Source organism: Methylobacterium aquaticum (genome assembly GCF_016804325.1).
Lineage (GTDB): Bacteria > Pseudomonadota > Alphaproteobacteria > Rhizobiales > Beijerinckiaceae > Methylobacterium > Methylobacterium aquaticum_C.
Genome location: NZ_CP043627.1, coordinates 2,020,715 through 2,036,935, shown reverse-complemented (window position 1 = coordinate 2,036,935; position 16,221 = coordinate 2,020,715). Strand labels below are relative to the sequence as shown.

Below are 16,221 nucleotides of genomic sequence, written 5' to 3'. Positions count from 1 at the left end.
CCCCGGACCGGCCTGAGACCGGTCCGGAGCGCGCGGCGGGCCGGGCGGCCCGCCACCGTCTTACTTGAGCTCGACCTTGGCGCCGGCCTTCTCGAGCTGGGCCTTGAGCTTGGCGGCGTCGTCCTTGGACACGCCCTCCTTGATCGGCTTCGGAGCGCCCTCGACCAGGTCCTTGGCCTCCTTAAGGCCGAGGCCGGTGATCGCGCGGACCTCCTTGATGACCTCGATCTTCTTGTCGCCGGCCGAGGCCAGGACAACGGTGAACTCGGTCTGCTCCTCGACGGGGGCGGCAGCGGCACCACCGGCCGGGCCGGCGGCGACGGCGACGGCGGCAGCCGCCGAGACGCCCCACTTCTCCTCGAGCATCTTCGCGAGCTCGGCAGCCTCGAGAACGGTCAGCGAGGACAGGTCGTCGACGAGCTTGGCAAGGTCAGCCATTTTTCACTTCCTGATGTTGTCGATTTGAACGGTTTGGTCTCGAACAGCCCGTCAGGCCGCTTCGTCGGTCTGGGCGTCGCCGGTCTTGGCATAGGCCCCGAACACGCGCGCGAGCTTGGCAGCCGGCGCGTTGACGACCTGGGCGATCTTGGTCGCGGGAGCCTGGACCAGGCCCACGATCTTGGCGCGCAGTTCGTCGAGGGACGGCAGCGAGGCCAGGGCCTTCACGCCGTCCGGGTTCAGGGCGGTCGTCCCCATGGCTCCGCCGAGGATGACCAGCTTCTCGTTGGCCTTGGCGAAGTCCACCGCCACCTTGGCGGCCGCGACCGGATCGCTCGAATAGGCGAGCAGGGTCGGGCCCTTCAGGAGGGGCTGAATGGAGGCGACGTCCGTGCCTTCGAGAGCGATGTTGGCGAGGCGGTTCTTCGCGACCTTCACGGTGGCGCCGGCCTGCTTCATCTGCGAGCGCAGCTTCTGCATGTCGGCGACCGTGAGGCCCTTGTAGTGGGCCACGACGACGACGGAGGTGCTGGTGAACACCCCGTTGAGCGTCGAGACGAGATCAGCTTTTGCTGCTCTGTCCACCTTGGCTCTCTCCGGTTGGCGGAACCCGGATGGGCCCCGCCGGTTGCAGTTGCCGCCCAGGATGAGCCGGGGCCTTCACAGGAAGACCGCGGCGTCCCGAACGACGCTTTCACGGCCCTGCCCCCGATGCCAAGGACCGTGCGGTCCCTCGCCTCGGGCGAGATGGTTCAAACCGACGCCCCGCTCGGCCCGGGTAAGGCCAGGGGGCGGTGAAACTCGGTCTTCCCCGTCTGTGCAGGCTTTGCGGTTTAAGCCGGCGGATGCCGGCGCCTGCAGTCTCGGACAGGACATGGCCGGACGGGGCGCGAGGGGTTTCCCCCTGAGCCCTTCCGGCCACTTTGGTCACCCGGTCGCCCGGGGACCTCTCTCCAGGACCGGCCTGTCGGCCGAATCCTTTCGATCTCGGAAACGTGGAGCCGGGTCTATAGCGGCGTGCAAACGCCTTGCCAAGGGCCCCGGCAAGGGAAATTTCGCCCGGTGCGGGGAAATTCGGTCGCAGGGTCTGATTTCCCGTCAGACCCTCCGGCTCATGCCGCCTGCCGGGCCCCTCCCCTTGCGGCGGCCTCCGCCTTGGCTTTGTCCTGCGCTGCGTAGAACGAGGCGTTGTGCTCGCCGCGCAGGGCCTCGCGGGTGAAGCGGATCAGGTGGTGGGCGACGAAGCCCATGTTGAACACCGCCTCGATCTGTCCGCGCTTGAGGGCGTAGGCCGCCGCGCGCCAGAACGGCTTGCGGTAATCGGAGAACAGGCCGACCCGGGTGACGATGTTGAAGCCGAGGATCAGGCCGCGGCGCAGGTTGGTCAGCGTCAGCTTGCCCGATGTCGGCGTGGTGATCCGGTTCGGGTAGGTGACGTCGCATTGGCGCTTGAAGCGCTCGAACAGCTGCTCGGGCGAGTAGGCATGGGCGATGGCCCGGCGCCAGGATCCCACCACGTCGTCGTGCGGCCGCTTGAAGAGCACGTTCGATTCGAGGCTGGCATCGTGGACGAGCCGGCCCTCTTTCTCCAGCCGGTCCCAGAGCGGGGTCTTGGGCAGGGCCTGGAGCAGGTTGATGGTGAGGACCGGGATCGCCGAGCGGTCGATGAAGTCGATCAGGTTCTGCTCGGACTTGTCGGTGTCGGTGTCGAGGCCGAGGATGATGCCGGAGGTCACCTCCAGCCCGTAGGAGTTCAGGGTCTCGATCGCCTCGTACATCGGCACGGCGGCGTTGTGGGTCTTGTCGATGCCCTTGAGCGCGTCGGCCTCCGGGGTCTCGATGCCGACGAACACCGTCATGAAGTTGGCCTGGCGCATCAGCTCGAGGATCTCGGGCTGCTTGGCCATGTTCAGCGTCGCCTCGCAGGCGAACTGGAGGGGAAAGTTGTTCCGCTTCTGCCACTCCACCAGGTGGGGCAGCATCTCGCGGGTTGCCTTGCGGTTGCCGATGAAGTTGTCGTCGACGAAGTAGACCACCGCCGGATGCGCCGGCTGCGCCACGATGGCGTCGAGCTCGGCGCAGAGCTGCTCGGGGGTCTTCAGCCGCGGCTGGCGGCCGTAGAGCTGCGGGATGTCGCAGAACTCGCAGCGATACGGGCAGCCCGACGAGAATTGCAGCGAGCCGATCAGGTAGCGCTTGAGCGGCACCCGCTCGTAGGCCGGGGCCGGGAAATCGGACAGGGCGAGCCGGTCGGCGGTCTCGAAGCGCTCGGGCTCGGCCGGCACCGCCACGGTCTCGTCGAGGCGCCGGATCAGCCTGTCGGTGGCGTCGCCGATCTCGCCGAGATGGAGGTAGTCGAAATCCGGGTACTTCTCCGGCGCGCCGGAGACCGAGGGGCCCCCTAAGACCGCGACCTTGCCGGCGGCATGCGCCCGGCGGCCGATCTCGTGGATCTGGCCTTCCTGGATGTGCATGCCCGACACGAAGACTGCGTCGGCCCAGGCGAAGTCGTCGGGACTGGCCCGAGCGATGTTCTCGTCGATGAACCTCACCTCCCATGCCTGCGGCATGTAGGCGGCGATCACCAGGAGCCCCTGCGGCGGCATGAAGGCCTTGACGCCGCCCATCAGCGGATAGGCGTGCGAGAAGGTGCCGAACGAGGGCGTGTAGGCGGGGAAGACGCAGAGGATGCGTCGCGAGGAGGAGACCGGGACGGTGCTGCGCATGGCACCGTATCTAGCACAGCGGCGCCGGAAGGCTGCCCCGCCGCGTCAGGTTTTCGCCGCGTCGCGGCACGCGACGGAGGGCCGCGATGCCGCAGCGACAGGGGCCGTGGGCTCCCTCAAACGCGAAGCGCCCGGTCCGTTGCCGGACCGGGCGCCTCATGTCGTGATGCGACAGTCGCGTCGGCGTCAGGCGCCGGCGGCGACCAGCACGCTCGACGGGTCCACCTTCACGCCCGGGCCCATCGTCGAGGAGACGGCGATGCGCTGGATGTAGGTGCCCTTGGCGCCGGCGGGCTTCGCCTTGGCCACGGCATCCGCGAAGGCGCGGATGTTCTCGACGATCTTCTGCTCGTCGAACGAGACCTTGCCGATGCCGGCGTGGACGATGCCCGCCTTCTCGACGCGGAACTCGACCGAGCCGCCCTTGGCGCCGGCGACGGCGCCCTTCACGTCCATGGTGACGGTGCCGACCTTCGGGTTCGGCATCAGGCCGCGCGGGCCGAGCACCTTACCGAGGCGGCCGACCAGCGGCATCATGTCCGGGGTGGCGATGCAGCGATCGAAGTCGATCGTGCCGCCCTGGATCGTCTCGAGCAGGTCCTCGGCGCCGACGATGTCGGCACCGGCGGCCCGCGCCTCGTCGGCCTTCGGGCCACGGGCGAACACCGCCACCCGCACGGTCCGGCCGGAGCCGTTCGGCAGGTTGCAGACGCCGCGGACCATCTGGTCGGCGTGGCGGGGGTCGACGCCGAGATTCATCGAGACCTCGAAGGTCTCGTCGAACTTGGCGGTGGACCGCTCCTTGATCAGCTTCACCGCGTCGGCGAGCGGATAGAGCTTGGTGACCTCGATGCCCTCGCGGGCGGAGCGGATGCGCTTGCCTGTCTTAGCCATGTCGCCCTCCCCTTACGCGGTGATCTCGAGACCCATGGCGCGGGCGGAGCCGCGGATCATGGCGACGGCGGAATCGACCGAATCGCAGTTCAGGTCGGGCATCTTCTTCTCGGCGATCTCGCGGATCTGCGCCTCGGAGACCTTGCCGGCGGGCGCGCCCTTGCCGGGGGTCTTCGAGCCGGAGGCCGGCTTCTTGCCGATCTTCAGGCCGGCGGCCTTCTTCAGGAAGAAGGAGACCGGGGGCTGCTTCATCTCGAAGGTGAAGGAGCGGTCCTGATACGCGGTGATGATCACCGGGATCGGGGTGCCCTTCTCGATCTGCGCGGTCTTCGCGTTGAAGGCCTTGCAGAATTCCATGATGTTGAGGCCGCGCTGACCGAGCGCGGGGCCGATCGGCGGCGACGGATTGGCGGCGCCGGCCGGGACCTGAAGCTTCACGTAGCCCGTGATCTTCTTCGCCATGGGACTGCTCCCAGAGTAGCCCTATCGATTGAGGGCGGTTGCAGGTCGCGGTGCGGCCCGGACTCCCGGAGGCGTATCCGGGCGGGCCTTCCGCGGGTGAGGGGCGGTTCCTTGCGGGGGACGCGATTCCGGGGCGTGATGCCACGCCCCGGGCGACTCCCGAAAGATACCGCCGGTGACGATCAGAGCTTCTCGACCTGACCGTATTCGAGTTCGACCGGGGTCGCCCGGCCGAAGATGGAGACCGCCACCTTGAGGCGGGAGCGGCTCTCGTCGACTTCCTCGACGATGCCGTTGAAGGAGGCGAAGGGGCCGTCCGCGACGCGGACCTGCTCGCCGACCTCGTAGGCGATCGAGGCCTTCGGGCGCTCGGTGCCTTCCTGGACCTGGCCCTTGATGCGCTCGGCCTCGGCATCCGGGATCGGCACCGGCTTCGACTTGTCGGCGCCGAGGAAGCCCGTGACCTTCGGGGTGTTCTTGATGAGGTGGTAGACCTCGTCGGTGAGGTCGCACTTCACCAGCACGTAGCCGGGGAAGAACTTGCGCTCGGCATCGACCTTGCGGCCGCGACGCACCTCCACGACCTTCTCGGTCGGGACCATGACCTCGTCGAACTTCTCCGTCAGGCCGCGCTGCGCCGCCTGGTCCTTGATCGACTGCGCGACCTTGTTCTCGAAGTTCGAATAGGCGTGGACGATGTACCAGCGCTTCGACACGGCGTTCACTCCAGTCCGGCGGCGGCCCCGTCGCGGGCCGGCATCTGCCGGGTCATCTCTGCTCGATCAGGCCCCGATGCCCAGCACCAGCGTCACCGCGTAGCGCAGCACCTGGTCGACGACGGTGAAGAACACGCTCGCCACCACCACCATGACGAACACCATCAGGGTGGTGACCAGGGTCTCCTTGCGGGTCGGCCAGGTGACCTTCCGGCCCTCGTCGCGCACCTGCTGGAGGAACTCGAACGGACCCACGCGCTTCTGCGCCGGACGCGTGGGCGGCGTCGGCGAAGCGCCGCCGCGGGCCGGCGGGGTGCTGCGGGAGGCGTTGCGCCCGAGGTCCATCTTCTTCGTCGCTTCGTTCGATGCCATGGCTCGGACAACCGATGCGCTCGAAACCAACGGCGGCCAAGCGAGCCTGAAGGATCACCCCGGCCCGCACTGCCGCCTGTTCGATCTGGGATGGGCGCAGCGTCTAGCGCAGTTGCCTGCACTTGTCGACTGTCCCGGACGGATTGTTATTCGGAGATCTGCCGGTGATGGCGGAGGCTCCGGTCGGCTCGCGGTCCTTGGCAGGAGTGGAGGGACTCGAACCCCCAACCCCCGGTTTTGGAGACCGGTGCTCTGACCAGTTGAGCTACACTCCTGCAGCGCCGCGGCGCGACCGCTCTGTAGCCGGATCTCCGGCCCGGATGCAAGCGGAATGTCGCGACAGGATGCGACATCGGCGCGATCGCCCGGCGCGTGGCCGCGACCGCGCCCGGCTCCGTCGCCTTGCAGGGCATCCCAGGTGCCCTGACAGCCCGAGCAGGCTCGGCAGGGCCTCACCGGCCGGGATTCCGCAGCACCGGCCTCCCCGGGACGACCCCGTCCTCAAATGCCCACGCGGTGGGCCTCGAAGGCGGGCTCCGGGGTGAAGTGCCGAGAGCCGGATCGCATTCCAGCCACGAAAAAGGGCGGGCGCCCGTTCAGGCACCCGCCCCTTCGCTTCGGCGCCCGGGGCCGCCTCGCGGCCCCGGGCCCGTCGACTTACTCGGTGATGGAGGCGACGACGCCGGCGCCGACGGTGCGGCCGCCCTCACGGATGGCGAAGCGCAGCTTCTCTTCCATCGCGATCGGAACGATCAGCGTCACGTCCATCGTCACGTTGTCGCCCGGCATCACCATCTCGGTGCCCTCGGGAAGCTGGCACACGCCCGTCACGTCCGTCGTCCGGAAGTAGAACTGCGGACGGTAGTTGGTGAAGAACGGCGTGTGGCGGCCGCCCTCCTCCTTCGTCAGGATGTACGCCTCGGCCTTGAACTTCGTGTGCGGCTTCACCGAACCCGGCTTGCACACGACCTGGCCGCGCTCCACGTCCTCGCGCTTCGTGCCGCGCAGCAGCACGCCGACGTTGTCGCCCGCCTGGCCCTGGTCGAGCAGCTTGCGGAACATCTCGACGCCGGTCACCGTCGTCGTCGTCGTCGCGCGGATGCCGACGATCTCCACCGACTCGCCGACCTTGACGATCCCGCGCTCGACGCGGCCCGTGACCACCGTGCCGCGGCCCGAGATCGAGAACACGTCCTCGATCGGCATCAGGAACGGCAGGTCGATCGGACGCTCGGGCTGCGGGATGTAGGCGTCGACCGTCTTCATCAGCTCGAGGATCGCCTCGTGGCCGATCTTCGGCTCGCGGTTCTCCAGCGCGCACAAAGCCGAGCCCTTGGTGATCGGGATGTCGTCGCCCGGGAAGTCGTACTTCGAGAGCAGCTCGCGCACCTCGAGCTCGACCAGCTCCAGGAGCTCCGGGTCGTCGACCATGTCGACCTTGTTCATGAACACCACCAGCGCCGGAACGCCGACCTGGCGCGCCAGCAGGATGTGCTCGCGGGTCTGCGGCATCGGGCCGTCGGCCGCCGACACCACCAGGATCGCGCCGTCCATCTGCGCGGCACCGGTGATCATGTTCTTCACGTAGTCGGCGTGCCCGGGGCAGTCGACGTGCGCGTAGTGACGGTTCGGGGTCTCGTACTCGACATGCGCCGTCGAGATCGTGATGCCGCGCGCCTTCTCCTCCGGCGCCTTGTCGATCTGGTCGTAGGCCGTGAACGTCGCGCCGCCCGACTCCGCCAGAACCTTCGTGATCGCCGCGGTCAGCGAGGTCTTGCCATGGTCAACGTGACCGATGGTGCCGATGTTGCAGTGCGGCTTCGTCCGCGAAAACTTTTCCTTGGCCATATCCCTCACCTGCGGCAAGCCCGCCCACGACGTCCAGCCGGGCGGAAGGCGCGGCCCGCTTAGAGGGTTAGCGCCGGTTGATCAAGTCCGGCATCGTCTCAGGGTGTCCCGGCGACGCGCCGGCGGCCGACGCTGCGGGCATAGGCCTCCGCCGTCTCGCGCTCGTGGTCGGAGAGCAGCTGCTCGACCGCACCGACGAGGTCCGGCGCCTCCGTGAAGCCCGCGGCGACGAGGGCCACGGCCTTCGCCCGCGCGGCGTCGCGCTTGGCCGGCAGGCAGATGTGCTGGGCCCGCACGGCGAAATGCTCCGGCGTCTCGTGACGGACCCGCGCCGCGGCGGATTCCCGCGCCAGGCAGCCCTTCAGCCGCGCGATCGCCGCCGCCTCGCGGGCCGGCCGCGCCACCTCGATGGCGTGGGATTCCGTGACGTGGCTCGACCCCGACAGGGCGATGAGCAGGAGCGGCATCACGGCGCGCATGGCGAGGTCCCGGGGCGTTTGTTCCTGATATGTTCCATACCACCACTGATTCCCTGCTGCCAAGGTAACCGGGGGACGGGATGGGGACAACGCGGTCCGGCCCCCATCCGAGGTGGTGGGAACCGGGCCGGGGGTCAGGCGGTCAGGCCGCTTCCGGGGCCTTGCGGCTCTCGAGGAAGGCCGCGTGCTCCTCGGCGAGCGCCCCCGACAGGGCACGGGCGATCAGCGCGCGGGTCTCCTCGACGCCATAGAGCGCGACGAAGGAGCCGAAGCGCGGGCCCCGGGCCTCCCCGAGCAGGATGCCGTAGAGCGTGGTGAACCAGGTCTGCGACACGCCCGGCCGCCCGTCCGGGCTCTTCGACTTGCCCGACAGGTCCGGGAAGTGGCGCCGCCCGACCTCGTAGACCGCCGCCTGCAGCGCCTCCGGATCGGTGGAGCCTCCTTGCGTGGCGAGCGTGTCGGAGAGGTCAGCCAAGGCCGCCGCCTCCTCCGCGCTCGGAGCCCGGTAGGTCTTGGCCGGACGCACGAAATCGCGGAAGTAGCGCACGGCGTGGTGGACCAGCCGGTCGAGGCGCGGATGCGTCTCGGGCGAGGCCTCGGGGGCGTAGCGGCGGATGAAGCCCCAGAGCACCGCCGGATCCTCGGTATTGGCCACCGCCACGAGGTTGAGCAGCATCGCGAACGGGATCGCCCCGCCATTCCCCACCCGCTCCGCTTCCGGCGGCGCGCCGGCGTGCAGGTGCCAGACCGGGTTGCCGAGCTTCAGCTTCGCGTCCTGGCCCGGGAACTTGTCGAGGAACGACAGGTAGTCGTCGACGTGACGCGGGATGACGTCGAAATGCAGCCGCTTGGCCTCCCGCGGCTTGTTGTACATGAAGAGCGCCAGGCTCTCGGGCGTGCCGTAGGCCAGCCACTCGTCGATGGTGAGGCCGTTGCCCTTCGACTTCGAGATCTTCTGCCCCTTCTCGTCGAGGAACAGCTCGTAATTGAAGCCCTCCGGCGGCTCGGCACCGAGCGCCCGGGCGATCTGCCCGGACAGCTTGACCGAATCGATCAGATCCTTGCCGGCCATCTCGTAATCGACGCCGAGCGCGACCCAGCGCATCGCCCAGTCGGGCTTCCATTGCAGCTTGGCGTGGCCCCCCGTCACCGGGGTCTCGTAGGCCTCGCCCGTGGCGGGATCGCGCCACACGATGGTGCCGGACGAGACCTTCACCTCGTCGATCGGCACCTGCATCACATGGCCGGTGACCGGGTGGAGCGGCAGGAACGGCGAGTAGGAGGCCGAGCGCTCGGCGCGCAAGGACGGCAGCATCACCGCCATCACGGCGTCGTAGCGCTCGAGCACCCGCAGCAGGGTCGCGTCGAACCGGCCCGAGCGGTAGCACTCGGTCGCGGACAGGAATTCGTAGTCGAAGCCGAACTTGTCGAGGAAGCGGCGCAGTTCGGCGTTGTTGTGAGCGCCGAAGCTGTCATGGGTGCCGAACGGGTCCGGCACCGCGGTGAGCGGCTTGTTGAGGTTGTCGGCCAGCAGCGCCTTGTTCGGCACGTTCTCCGGCACCTTGCGCAACCCGTCCATGTCGTCCGAGAAGGCGACGAGGCGGGTGGGCACGCTGTCGTTGGTCAGCGTCCGAAAGGCCTGGCGCACCATCGAGGTGCGGGCGACCTCGCCGAAGGTACCGATATGCGGCAGGCCCGAGGGGCCGTAGCCGGTCTCGAACAGCACCTCGCCTTTGCCCGTCCGCTCCAGCCGGGCGACGAGCTTGCGCGCCTCCTCGAAGGGCCAGGCGGACGCGGAGGCGGCGGCCTCCGCCAGGGCGGGATCGATGCTGAATGCGGACATGGCGAGGGGGTTTTCGGCCTGTGAGGCCGCGGGCGCGGCCTTCGGTTGAGCGTTTCGGGAGCCCGGCACCCTATGGGCCGCGCTCCCGAGGGTCAACGCGAGGCGATCCGCTCAGGCGTGAGCGGGTTCGCGCCGATCCGCCGCGGCCCGCTGCGGCTCGTTCATGATGTCGGCCAGGATCTCGTAGGAGCGCAGGCGCGCCCGGTGGTCGTGGATCGCGGCGGCCACCATCAGCTCGTCGGCCCCCGTGCGGGCCGCGATCGCCGCGAGGCCCTGGCGCACCGTCTCGGGCGAGCCGACCACCGAGCAGGCCAGCATGCCCGAGGCCTGCAGCTTCTCGTGGCCCGACCAGTAGGTCTCGATGTCGTCGATCGGCGCCGGCAGCTGGCCGCGGGTGCCGCGGAAGATGTTGGTGAAGGCCTGCTGCGCCGAGGTGAACAGCCGCCGCGCCTCCCCGTCCGTCTCGGCCGCGATCACGTTGACGCCGACCATCGCGTGGGGCTTGGCCAGCTGGCCCGAGGGCTCGAAGCGGGCGCGGTAGACCTCGAGCGCCTGCATCAGGGCGTCGGGGGCGAAATGCGACGCGAAGGCGTAGGGCAGGCCGAGCATCGCGGCGAGCTGCGCCCCGAACAGGCTGGAGCCGAGGATCCACAGCGGCACGTTGGTGTCGGTGCCCGGCACCGCCTGGATCACCCGGCCGGCATCGAGCGGCCCGAGCAGCGTCTGGAGTTCGAGCACGTCCTGGGGGAAGTGGTCGGAGGCGGCGGGGTCGCGGCGCAGCGCCCGCAGGGTGCGCTGGTCGGTGCCGGGCGCCCGGCCGAGGCCCAGATCGATGCGGCCCGGATAGAGCTCGGCCAGCGTGCCGAACTGCTCGGCGATCACCATCGGCGAGTGGTTCGGCAGCATGATGCCGCCCGCCCCGACCCGGATGCGGTGCGTGCCCCCGGCGATGTAGCCCACCACGACGGAGGTCGCCGCGCTGGCGATGCCGGTCATGTTGTGGTGCTCGGCCACCCAGTAGCGGGTGAAGCCCCAGCGGTCGGCGTGCTGCGCAAGGTCGAGCGTGTTGCGCAACGCGTCGCCGGGCGTGGACCCTTTCGGGATCGGCGCGAGGTCGAGGACGGAGAGTGGCGGCATCGGCGGGTTCCGGATGTGGGAGTGCGTGTCCCCTGCTGGCGTTCAAGATTTGGGTTGAGGGCGGCGGTTGCAAGCGCGTGAGGCTGATGCGTGACATGCATGGGCGGCGCGGGCCAGCAGGTTCCAGCACAGGCGAGCCAACATACCAGCTCTTCGGATGTCTCGATCGGGCGGATACTTCCACCCATCCCGGGATTTCGAAAGCGGGCCTTGCCCGGGTCCGGCGTTTCACCGATGCTGGCTGCTGCGCCCGCGGCAGCGACGAGACGGGCGGTCCGAGGAGGATCCATGGCGGGCGTGTTCGATCTCACCGGCCGGGTGGCGGTGGTCACCGGCGGCAATGGCGGCATCGGGCTCGGGATGGCGGAGGCCCTGGCCGGGGCCGGCTGCGCGGTCTCGATCTGGGGCCGCGACGCGGAGAAGAACCGGCACGCCCTCGAACGCCTGACCGCCACCGGCAGCCCGGTCGCGGCCGAGATCTGTGACGTCTCCGACCCCGAGGCGGTGCAGCGCGCCTTCGACGCGACGCTCGCCCGCTTCGGCCGGGTCGACGGGATGTTCGCCAATGCGGGCGTGGCCGGCGGCGGGCGGCGCTCGTTCCTGGAGCGGGACGCGGCGGAGTGGCGACAAACCTTCGCGGTCAACCTCGACGGGGTGGTGGCGAGCTTCCAGGTCGCCGGCCGGCACATGGCCGAGCGCGCCGGCCAAGGCGACGCCTTCGGGCGGCTCGTCGCCACGTCGAGCGTCGCCTCGCTGCTGGGCGCTGCGCGCAACGAGCATTACGGCGCCACCAAGGGGGCGCTCAACGCGATGGTGCGGGCGCTGGCCGTCGAACTCGCCCGCTACGGCGTGACCGCGAATGCGATCCTGCCGGGCTGGATCGAGAGCGAGATGACCGCCGGCTTGATGGCGAACGAGAAGTTCGTGACCTTCAACCTGCCGCGCATCCCCGCCCGCCGTTTCGGCCGACCGGAGGACTTTGGCGGGATCGCCGTCTACCTGATGAGCGGGGCTTCCGCCTACCATACCGGCCAGGTGCTGGTGATCGACGGCGGCTACACGGTAGCCTGAGACGACTTGCGCGTGAGGGCATCATGGCACGATTCACCGACAAGGCCGTCCTCGTCACCGGCGCCGGCAGCGGCATCGGCCGCGCCTCCGCCCTGCTCTTCTCCCGCGAGGGCGCGGCGGTCGCGGTGGTCGACCGCGACGCCGCCGGCGCGGAGGAGACCGCGGCGCTCATCGCGGCGGAGGGCGGCCGGGCCCTGGCGCTGACCGCGGATGCCGGCCGCGAGGCCGACGTGACCGGCGTCCTCGCCGCCGCCGAGCGGGAATTCGGCCGGCTCGACGCGATCCACGCCAATGCGGGCATCGGCGGCGGCACCGTACCGTTCACCGAGCAGAGCGTGGACCTCTGGGAGGAGGTGCTGCGGGTCAACCTGATCGGCGCCTTCCTGGCGATCAAGCACGGCGGCCCGCTGCTCCTGCGCCATGGCGGCGGCGCGATCGTCTGCACCGCTTCGGTGGCGGGGTTGCGCGCCAACGCGGCGGGGGCGGCCTACAGCGCCAGCAAGGCCGGGGTGATCAGCCTCGTCCAGACCGCCGCCGACGCCTTTGCGGGGTCGGGCCTGCGGATCAACGCCGTCTGCCCCGGCCTGATCGAGACCGGCATGACCGCGGGCCTGTTCGCCGCGGCCCGCGCCAGGGGCAAGGAGGACCGCATCGGCCAGCTCAACCCGCAGCGCCGGGCGGGGCTGCCGGAAGAGATCGCGGCAGCGGCCGTGTTCCTGGCGAGCGAGGATGCGTCCTACGTCAATGGCCAGGCGCTCAGCGTGGATGGCGGGTTGTCGAGCACGCATCCGTTCGTGCCGCGGCGGGCCTGACGGCACCCGCTCAGAACGGGCTCACCGGAAAGAACCGCAGGTACAGCTCCGCATACTTCCCCTCGTCCCACAGGCGCTGGAGCGCGTCGTCGAGGGCGCGGGCCAGGACCTCGTCCTCCTTGCGGGTGACGAAGCCGATGCCCTCGCCGAAATAGCGGTTCTCCAGGTAGTCGCCGCCCGAGAAGGCGCAGCACCCCGCCGCCTCGGTGCCGCCGATCCACAGGGCGAGCGCCAGCCCGTCGCCGAACAGGTACTCGATCTCGCCCCGGCGCAGGGCCGCCTCGGCGGTGCCGAGATCGGGATAGGTCTTCGGGGTCGCGTGGAAGAAGGTGCGCAGATACGCCTCGTGCGCGGTGCCCGAGACCACGCCGGTCGGGTGCTCGGACAAGACCTTCGCGTCGGGCGCCGGCAGGCTCTTGTCGCCCCGCACCGCGAAGCGGGCCGGCCAGCGGAAATACGGCCGGGTCGCCTGATGATTGGCCCTGAGCGTCGCGGTGAGCGGGAGCGCCGCGGCCACCACGTCGCCCTGGTTGGCCTGGAGCGCGTCGAGCAGCGTGTCGAAGCGGCGCACCTGCACGGTGCAGGTCAGGCCGAGCTTTTCGCAAGCCGCCCGGGCCAGCTCCACCGCGAAGCCGGTCGGGTTGCCGTCCGGCCCGGCGAAGTGCAGCGGCGGGTACTCGTCGTCGGTGAGGAAGCGGATCGGCCGCGTGGTCTGCGGCGGTTCGGGCCGCTCCAGCCGGGCGCGGGGATTCCAGAAATTCGGGATCGTCACCGGCTCGGCGGCGGCGGCCGGAACCGCCGCGAGCATCAGCGCGGCGGCAAGCAGGCCTTGTATCTGACGCTGCGGCACTCGCGCCACATGCGCAAGGAATTCGCGGGCGGAGAAGCGCGACGCTGTCGCGGAGACGGGAGGGGCCATAGGCTCTCCTACCACGAACCTCCGCCGGTGGGAGCCGGCCTCGTCGAGGGCCTGTGCGATGTTCGTCGAGGTCCGGTCTCCGGAGGGTGCGGCCCTCGTCCTGCCCGGCGAACTCGCCTTCCTGCTCGGCCAGGGCGTCGATCTCGGCCTCGTCCGCGATGCCACCCTCCTGGCGCGCCGGGAGGGCACCGAGCCGGCCGCCGCCCTGCTGCGATCCGGCCTGATGAGCGAGGCGGAATATTACGCCGCCCTCGCCCGGGCGCTCGGCCGGCCGTTCCGCGGTGCCGGCCTCGTCCTGCATCCCGGGGCGCGGTTTCCCGACGACATCCATCTCGGCGCCGCCGTCGGGGCCGCGGGAGAGGTCTTCCTCGCCCCGCCGCCCGGGGCGGTGGCGGCTTTGCTGGCCGCCGGGGCACCGTTCGGCGCCGTCCTCACCACGCCGGCGGCGCTCGCGGGCGCCGTGCTCGCCACCGCCGGGCCCCGCGCCGCGGCCCGGGCCGCCGAGGCGCTGGAGGTGCGGGCCCCCGACTGGGCCTATCGCCCGGGACTGCATCCGGCCCAGGTTCTCGTCCTGGTGCTCGGGGTGGCGGCCGCGCTTCTGCTCCTCGAAGCCTCGCCCTGGCTGCAACTCGCCCTCCTGGTGCTCCTCAACCTCACGGTCCTGGCGGTGATCGTCTTCCGCCTCGCCGCCCCGCTGCTGCGGCCGGCAGCCCTACCGAACGTCCCTCCCCTGCCGGATGCGGACCTGCCGGCCTACACCGTGCTGGTGGCGCTCTACCGCGAGACGAAGGTGGTGCCGCGCCTGGTGCGCGCGCTCGCCCGCCTCGACTACCCGGCCTCCAAGCTCGACCTGAAATTCGTGATCGAGGCCGACGACACGGCCACCGCGGCGGCGCTGGCCGCCCTGCCGCTGCCGGCTCGGTTCGAGGTGGTGACGGCCCCGCCGGGCCTGCCCCGCACCAAGCCGCGGGCCCTCAACGTCGCCCTGCCGCTCGCCCGCGGCGAGCACCTGGTGGTCTACGACGCCGAGGACGTGCCGGATCCGGGACAGCTCAAGGCGGCGGCCGCCCTGTTCCGCGCCGGCTCGGACCGGCTCGCCTGCCTGCAGGGCCGGCTGGTGATCGACAACACCGAGGATTCCTGGCTCACCCGCTGCTTCACCCTCGAATACGCGGCCTTGTTCGACGTGCTGCTGCCGCTGCTGACGGCGGCGCACCTGCCGGTGCCGCTCGGGGGGACGACGACGCATTTCCGCACGCAGGTCTTGCGCGAGCTGCACGGCTGGGACGCCTGGAACGTCACCGAGGATGCCGATCTGGGCCTGCGCCTGTCGCTCGCCGGCTACAGGGTCGGCGACCTGCCGCTCGCGACCCTGGAGGAGGCGCCGGCCCGCGTCCGGCCCTGGCTGCGCCAGCGCACCCGCTGGATGAAGGGCTTCGTCCAGACCACCATCACCCACAGCCGGCACCCCGTCCGGGCCTGGCGCCGCCTCGGGCCGCTCGGACTGCTCTGCGCGGTGGCGATGGTGCCCGGCACGGTCGTCTCGGCCCTGGCCTATCCGTTCGGGATCGGGCTGGCGGCCTGGCACCTCGCCGCCGATCCGCTGGCGACCGGCCCCGGCCTTCTCGCCAGCCTGGTGACGGCAACGGGACTGACCGTGTTCGCCGCCGGCCTCGGTGCGATGTGGCTGCCGGCCCTCGTCGGCGGCCTGCGGCGGGGCTGGTGGAGCCTCGTCCCGTGGGTGCTGGTGATGCCGGTCTATTACGGCCTCGTCAGCGTCGCCGCCTGGCTCGGCCTCGTCGAGTTGCTGCTGGCGCCCCATCGCTGGAACAAGACCGAGCACGGCCTCTCCGCCACCTCGCGCACCGGGGCGATGACCCGGGCGGTGCGGCGGAGACCGTGAGCATCAGAGCTGGCGCGCCACCTCGTCGGCGGCGTCCTTGGCCGGACGCATCAGGTTGAGCGAGCCGACGAAGTGGCCGCGTCCGTCCATGATGTAGACGAGCGCCGTGTGCTCCATCGTGTAGTCGCCCTCCTTCAGCGGCACCTTGCGGCTGTAGGCCCGGTAGGCCTTCACCGTGGCGGCGACCGCCTCGGGCGAGCCGGTGAGCCCGACGATGCGGGGATCGAAGCTAGACAGGTATTCCTTCAGCGCCTTCGGATCGTCGCGCTCGGGATCGACGGTGATGAACAGCGCCTTCACGTCGTTCCCCTTCGGTCCCAGAGCCGCCAGCACGTCGGAGATCTGCTGCAGGGTGGTCGGGCAGATGTCCGGGCAATGGGTGAAGCCGAAGAACACGAGGTGCGGCTTGCCGGAGAAGTCCCGGTCGGTGACCGTGCGGCCGTCCTGGTTCACTAGGGTGAACGGCCCGCCGACCGCGCTGACGCCGGTGGCGACGGGCCGGCCGAGCATCAGGCTGGCGGTAAAGCCCAGCACCGCGAGGCCGAGGACGAAGACGAGGAGCGGGATCGCGGCGCGGCGCATCCGGGGCGTGAGGGGCATC

16 protein-coding genes and 1 tRNA gene are annotated in these 16,221 nt (G+C 70.3%); 3 read left to right on the top strand and 14 right to left on the bottom strand.

Annotated elements, in window-relative coordinates; genetic code table 11:
* Nucleotides 1-60: 60 nt before the first annotated feature.
* From rplL to F1D61_RS08985, 12 genes are all read right to left on the bottom strand, one after another.
* Nucleotides 61-438 (bottom strand): 50S ribosomal protein L7/L12, encoded by a 378-nt coding sequence (gene rplL, locus F1D61_RS09040; protein ID WP_203157570.1) that lies wholly within the window; start codon nt 436-438, stop codon nt 61-63.
* Nucleotides 439-489: 51 nt separating this feature from the next.
* Nucleotides 490-1,023: a 50S ribosomal protein L10 gene (gene rplJ, locus F1D61_RS09035; RefSeq protein ID WP_203157569.1), complete on the bottom strand. Its 534-nt coding sequence runs from the start codon at nt 1,021-1,023 to the stop codon at nt 490-492.
* Between the two features lie 527 nt (nt 1,024-1,550).
* Nucleotides 1,551-3,164, bottom strand: coding sequence for a B12-binding domain-containing radical SAM protein (locus F1D61_RS09030; protein WP_203157568.1), 1,614 nt, complete (start codon nt 3,162-3,164; stop codon nt 1,551-1,553).
* A gap of 186 nt (nt 3,165-3,350) precedes the next feature.
* Nucleotides 3,351-4,058, bottom strand: a complete 708-nt coding sequence (gene rplA / locus F1D61_RS09025; RefSeq protein WP_048450718.1) for a 50S ribosomal protein L1 — start codon at nt 4,056-4,058, stop codon at nt 3,351-3,353.
* A gap of 12 nt (nt 4,059-4,070) precedes the next feature.
* Nucleotides 4,071-4,520: a 50S ribosomal protein L11 gene (gene rplK / locus F1D61_RS09020; RefSeq protein WP_048430287.1), complete on the bottom strand. Its 450-nt coding sequence runs from the start codon at nt 4,518-4,520 to the stop codon at nt 4,071-4,073.
* 182 nt (nt 4,521-4,702) lie between these two features.
* Complete coding sequence (gene nusG / locus F1D61_RS09015; RefSeq protein ID WP_099903970.1) at nt 4,703-5,236, bottom strand: transcription termination/antitermination protein NusG; 534 nt, start codon at nt 5,234-5,236, stop codon at nt 4,703-4,705.
* Nucleotides 5,237-5,302: 66 nt separating this feature from the next.
* Nucleotides 5,303-5,608: a preprotein translocase subunit SecE gene (gene secE, locus F1D61_RS09010; RefSeq protein WP_203157567.1), complete on the bottom strand. Its 306-nt coding sequence runs from the start codon at nt 5,606-5,608 to the stop codon at nt 5,303-5,305.
* Between the two features lie 198 nt (nt 5,609-5,806).
* Nucleotides 5,807-5,883, bottom strand: a tRNA-Trp gene (locus tag F1D61_RS09005).
* Between the two features lie 382 nt (nt 5,884-6,265).
* A complete protein-coding gene (gene tuf / locus F1D61_RS09000; RefSeq protein ID WP_109973750.1) occupies nt 6,266-7,456 on the bottom strand; it encodes an elongation factor Tu in 1,191 nt (396 codons plus the stop codon).
* A 98-nt stretch (nt 7,457-7,554) separates the two neighbouring features.
* Nucleotides 7,555-7,935: a hypothetical protein gene (locus F1D61_RS08995; protein ID WP_203157566.1), complete on the bottom strand. Its 381-nt coding sequence runs from the start codon at nt 7,933-7,935 to the stop codon at nt 7,555-7,557.
* A 142-nt stretch (nt 7,936-8,077) separates the two neighbouring features.
* Complete coding sequence (locus tag F1D61_RS08990; RefSeq protein WP_203157565.1) at nt 8,078-9,778, bottom strand: lysine--tRNA ligase; 1,701 nt, start codon at nt 9,776-9,778, stop codon at nt 8,078-8,080.
* Nucleotides 9,779-9,889: 111 nt separating this feature from the next.
* Nucleotides 9,890-10,915 (bottom strand): LLM class flavin-dependent oxidoreductase, encoded by a 1,026-nt coding sequence (locus tag F1D61_RS08985; protein ID WP_203157564.1) that lies wholly within the window; start codon nt 10,913-10,915, stop codon nt 9,890-9,892.
* Between the two features lie 288 nt (nt 10,916-11,203).
* Between F1D61_RS08985 and F1D61_RS08980 the strand changes: the two genes are divergently transcribed.
* Nucleotides 11,204-11,986, top strand: coding sequence for an SDR family NAD(P)-dependent oxidoreductase (locus F1D61_RS08980; RefSeq protein ID WP_203157563.1), 783 nt, complete (start codon nt 11,204-11,206; stop codon nt 11,984-11,986).
* Between the two features lie 23 nt (nt 11,987-12,009).
* The gene (locus tag F1D61_RS08975; protein ID WP_203157562.1) at nt 12,010-12,798 is read left to right on the top strand and encodes an SDR family NAD(P)-dependent oxidoreductase; all 789 of its coding nucleotides are present in this window, start codon (nt 12,010-12,012) and stop codon (nt 12,796-12,798) included.
* Between the two features lie 10 nt (nt 12,799-12,808).
* On the opposite strand, the gene F1D61_RS08970 is transcribed toward F1D61_RS08975, so the two are convergent.
* Nucleotides 12,809-13,606, bottom strand: coding sequence for a transporter substrate-binding domain-containing protein (locus F1D61_RS08970; protein WP_246775946.1), 798 nt, complete (start codon nt 13,604-13,606; stop codon nt 12,809-12,811).
* Between the two features lie 169 nt (nt 13,607-13,775).
* On the opposite strand from F1D61_RS08970, the gene F1D61_RS08965 reads away from it, so the two are divergent.
* Nucleotides 13,776-15,620, top strand: coding sequence for a glycosyltransferase (locus F1D61_RS08965; RefSeq protein ID WP_246775795.1), 1,845 nt, complete (start codon nt 13,776-13,778; stop codon nt 15,618-15,620).
* 3 nt (nt 15,621-15,623) lie between these two features.
* Here the strand turns inward: F1D61_RS08965 and F1D61_RS34010 are convergent, their stop codons facing one another.
* Entirely contained in the window at nt 15,624-16,220 is a 597-nt protein-coding gene (locus F1D61_RS34010) for an SCO family protein (RefSeq protein WP_246775794.1), read from the bottom strand.
* Nucleotide 16,221 lies beyond the last annotated feature (1 nt).

Bases quoted from the DNA above. Each gene is read 5' to 3' on its own strand.
- rplL (WP_203157570.1), bottom strand. From the start codon at position 438: ATGGCTGACCTTGCCAAGCTCGTCGACGACCTGTCCTCGCTGACCGTT.
- F1D61_RS09030 (WP_203157568.1), bottom strand. From the start codon at position 3,164: ATGCGCAGCACCGTCCCGGTCTCCTCCTCGCGACGCATCCTCTGCGTC.
- rplA (WP_048450718.1), bottom strand. From the start codon at position 4,058: ATGGCTAAGACAGGCAAGCGCATCCGCTCCGCCCGCGAGGGCATCGAG.
- rplK (WP_048430287.1), bottom strand. From the start codon at position 4,520: ATGGCGAAGAAGATCACGGGCTACGTGAAGCTTCAGGTCCCGGCCGGC.
- secE (WP_203157567.1), bottom strand. From the start codon at position 5,608: ATGGCATCGAACGAAGCGACGAAGAAGATGGACCTCGGGCGCAACGCC.
- tuf (WP_109973750.1), bottom strand. From the start codon at position 7,456: ATGGCCAAGGAAAAGTTTTCGCGGACGAAGCCGCACTGCAACATCGGC.
- F1D61_RS08995 (WP_203157566.1), bottom strand. From the start codon at position 7,935: ATGCGCGCCGTGATGCCGCTCCTGCTCATCGCCCTGTCGGGGTCGAGC.
- F1D61_RS08990 (WP_203157565.1), bottom strand. From the start codon at position 9,778: ATGTCCGCATTCAGCATCGATCCCGCCCTGGCGGAGGCCGCCGCCTCC.
- F1D61_RS08985 (WP_203157564.1), bottom strand. From the start codon at position 10,915: ATGCCGCCACTCTCCGTCCTCGACCTCGCGCCGATCCCGAAAGGGTCC.
- F1D61_RS08980 (WP_203157563.1), top strand. From the start codon at position 11,204: ATGGCGGGCGTGTTCGATCTCACCGGCCGGGTGGCGGTGGTCACCGGC.
- F1D61_RS08975 (WP_203157562.1), top strand. From the start codon at position 12,010: ATGGCACGATTCACCGACAAGGCCGTCCTCGTCACCGGCGCCGGCAGC.
- F1D61_RS08970 (WP_246775946.1), bottom strand. From the start codon at position 13,606: ATGCTCGCGGCGGTTCCGGCCGCCGCCGCCGAGCCGGTGACGATCCCG.
- F1D61_RS08965 (WP_246775795.1), top strand. From the start codon at position 13,776: ATGTTCGTCGAGGTCCGGTCTCCGGAGGGTGCGGCCCTCGTCCTGCCC.
- F1D61_RS34010 (WP_246775794.1), bottom strand. From the start codon at position 16,220: ATGCCCCTCACGCCCCGGATGCGCCGCGCCGCGATCCCGCTCCTCGTC.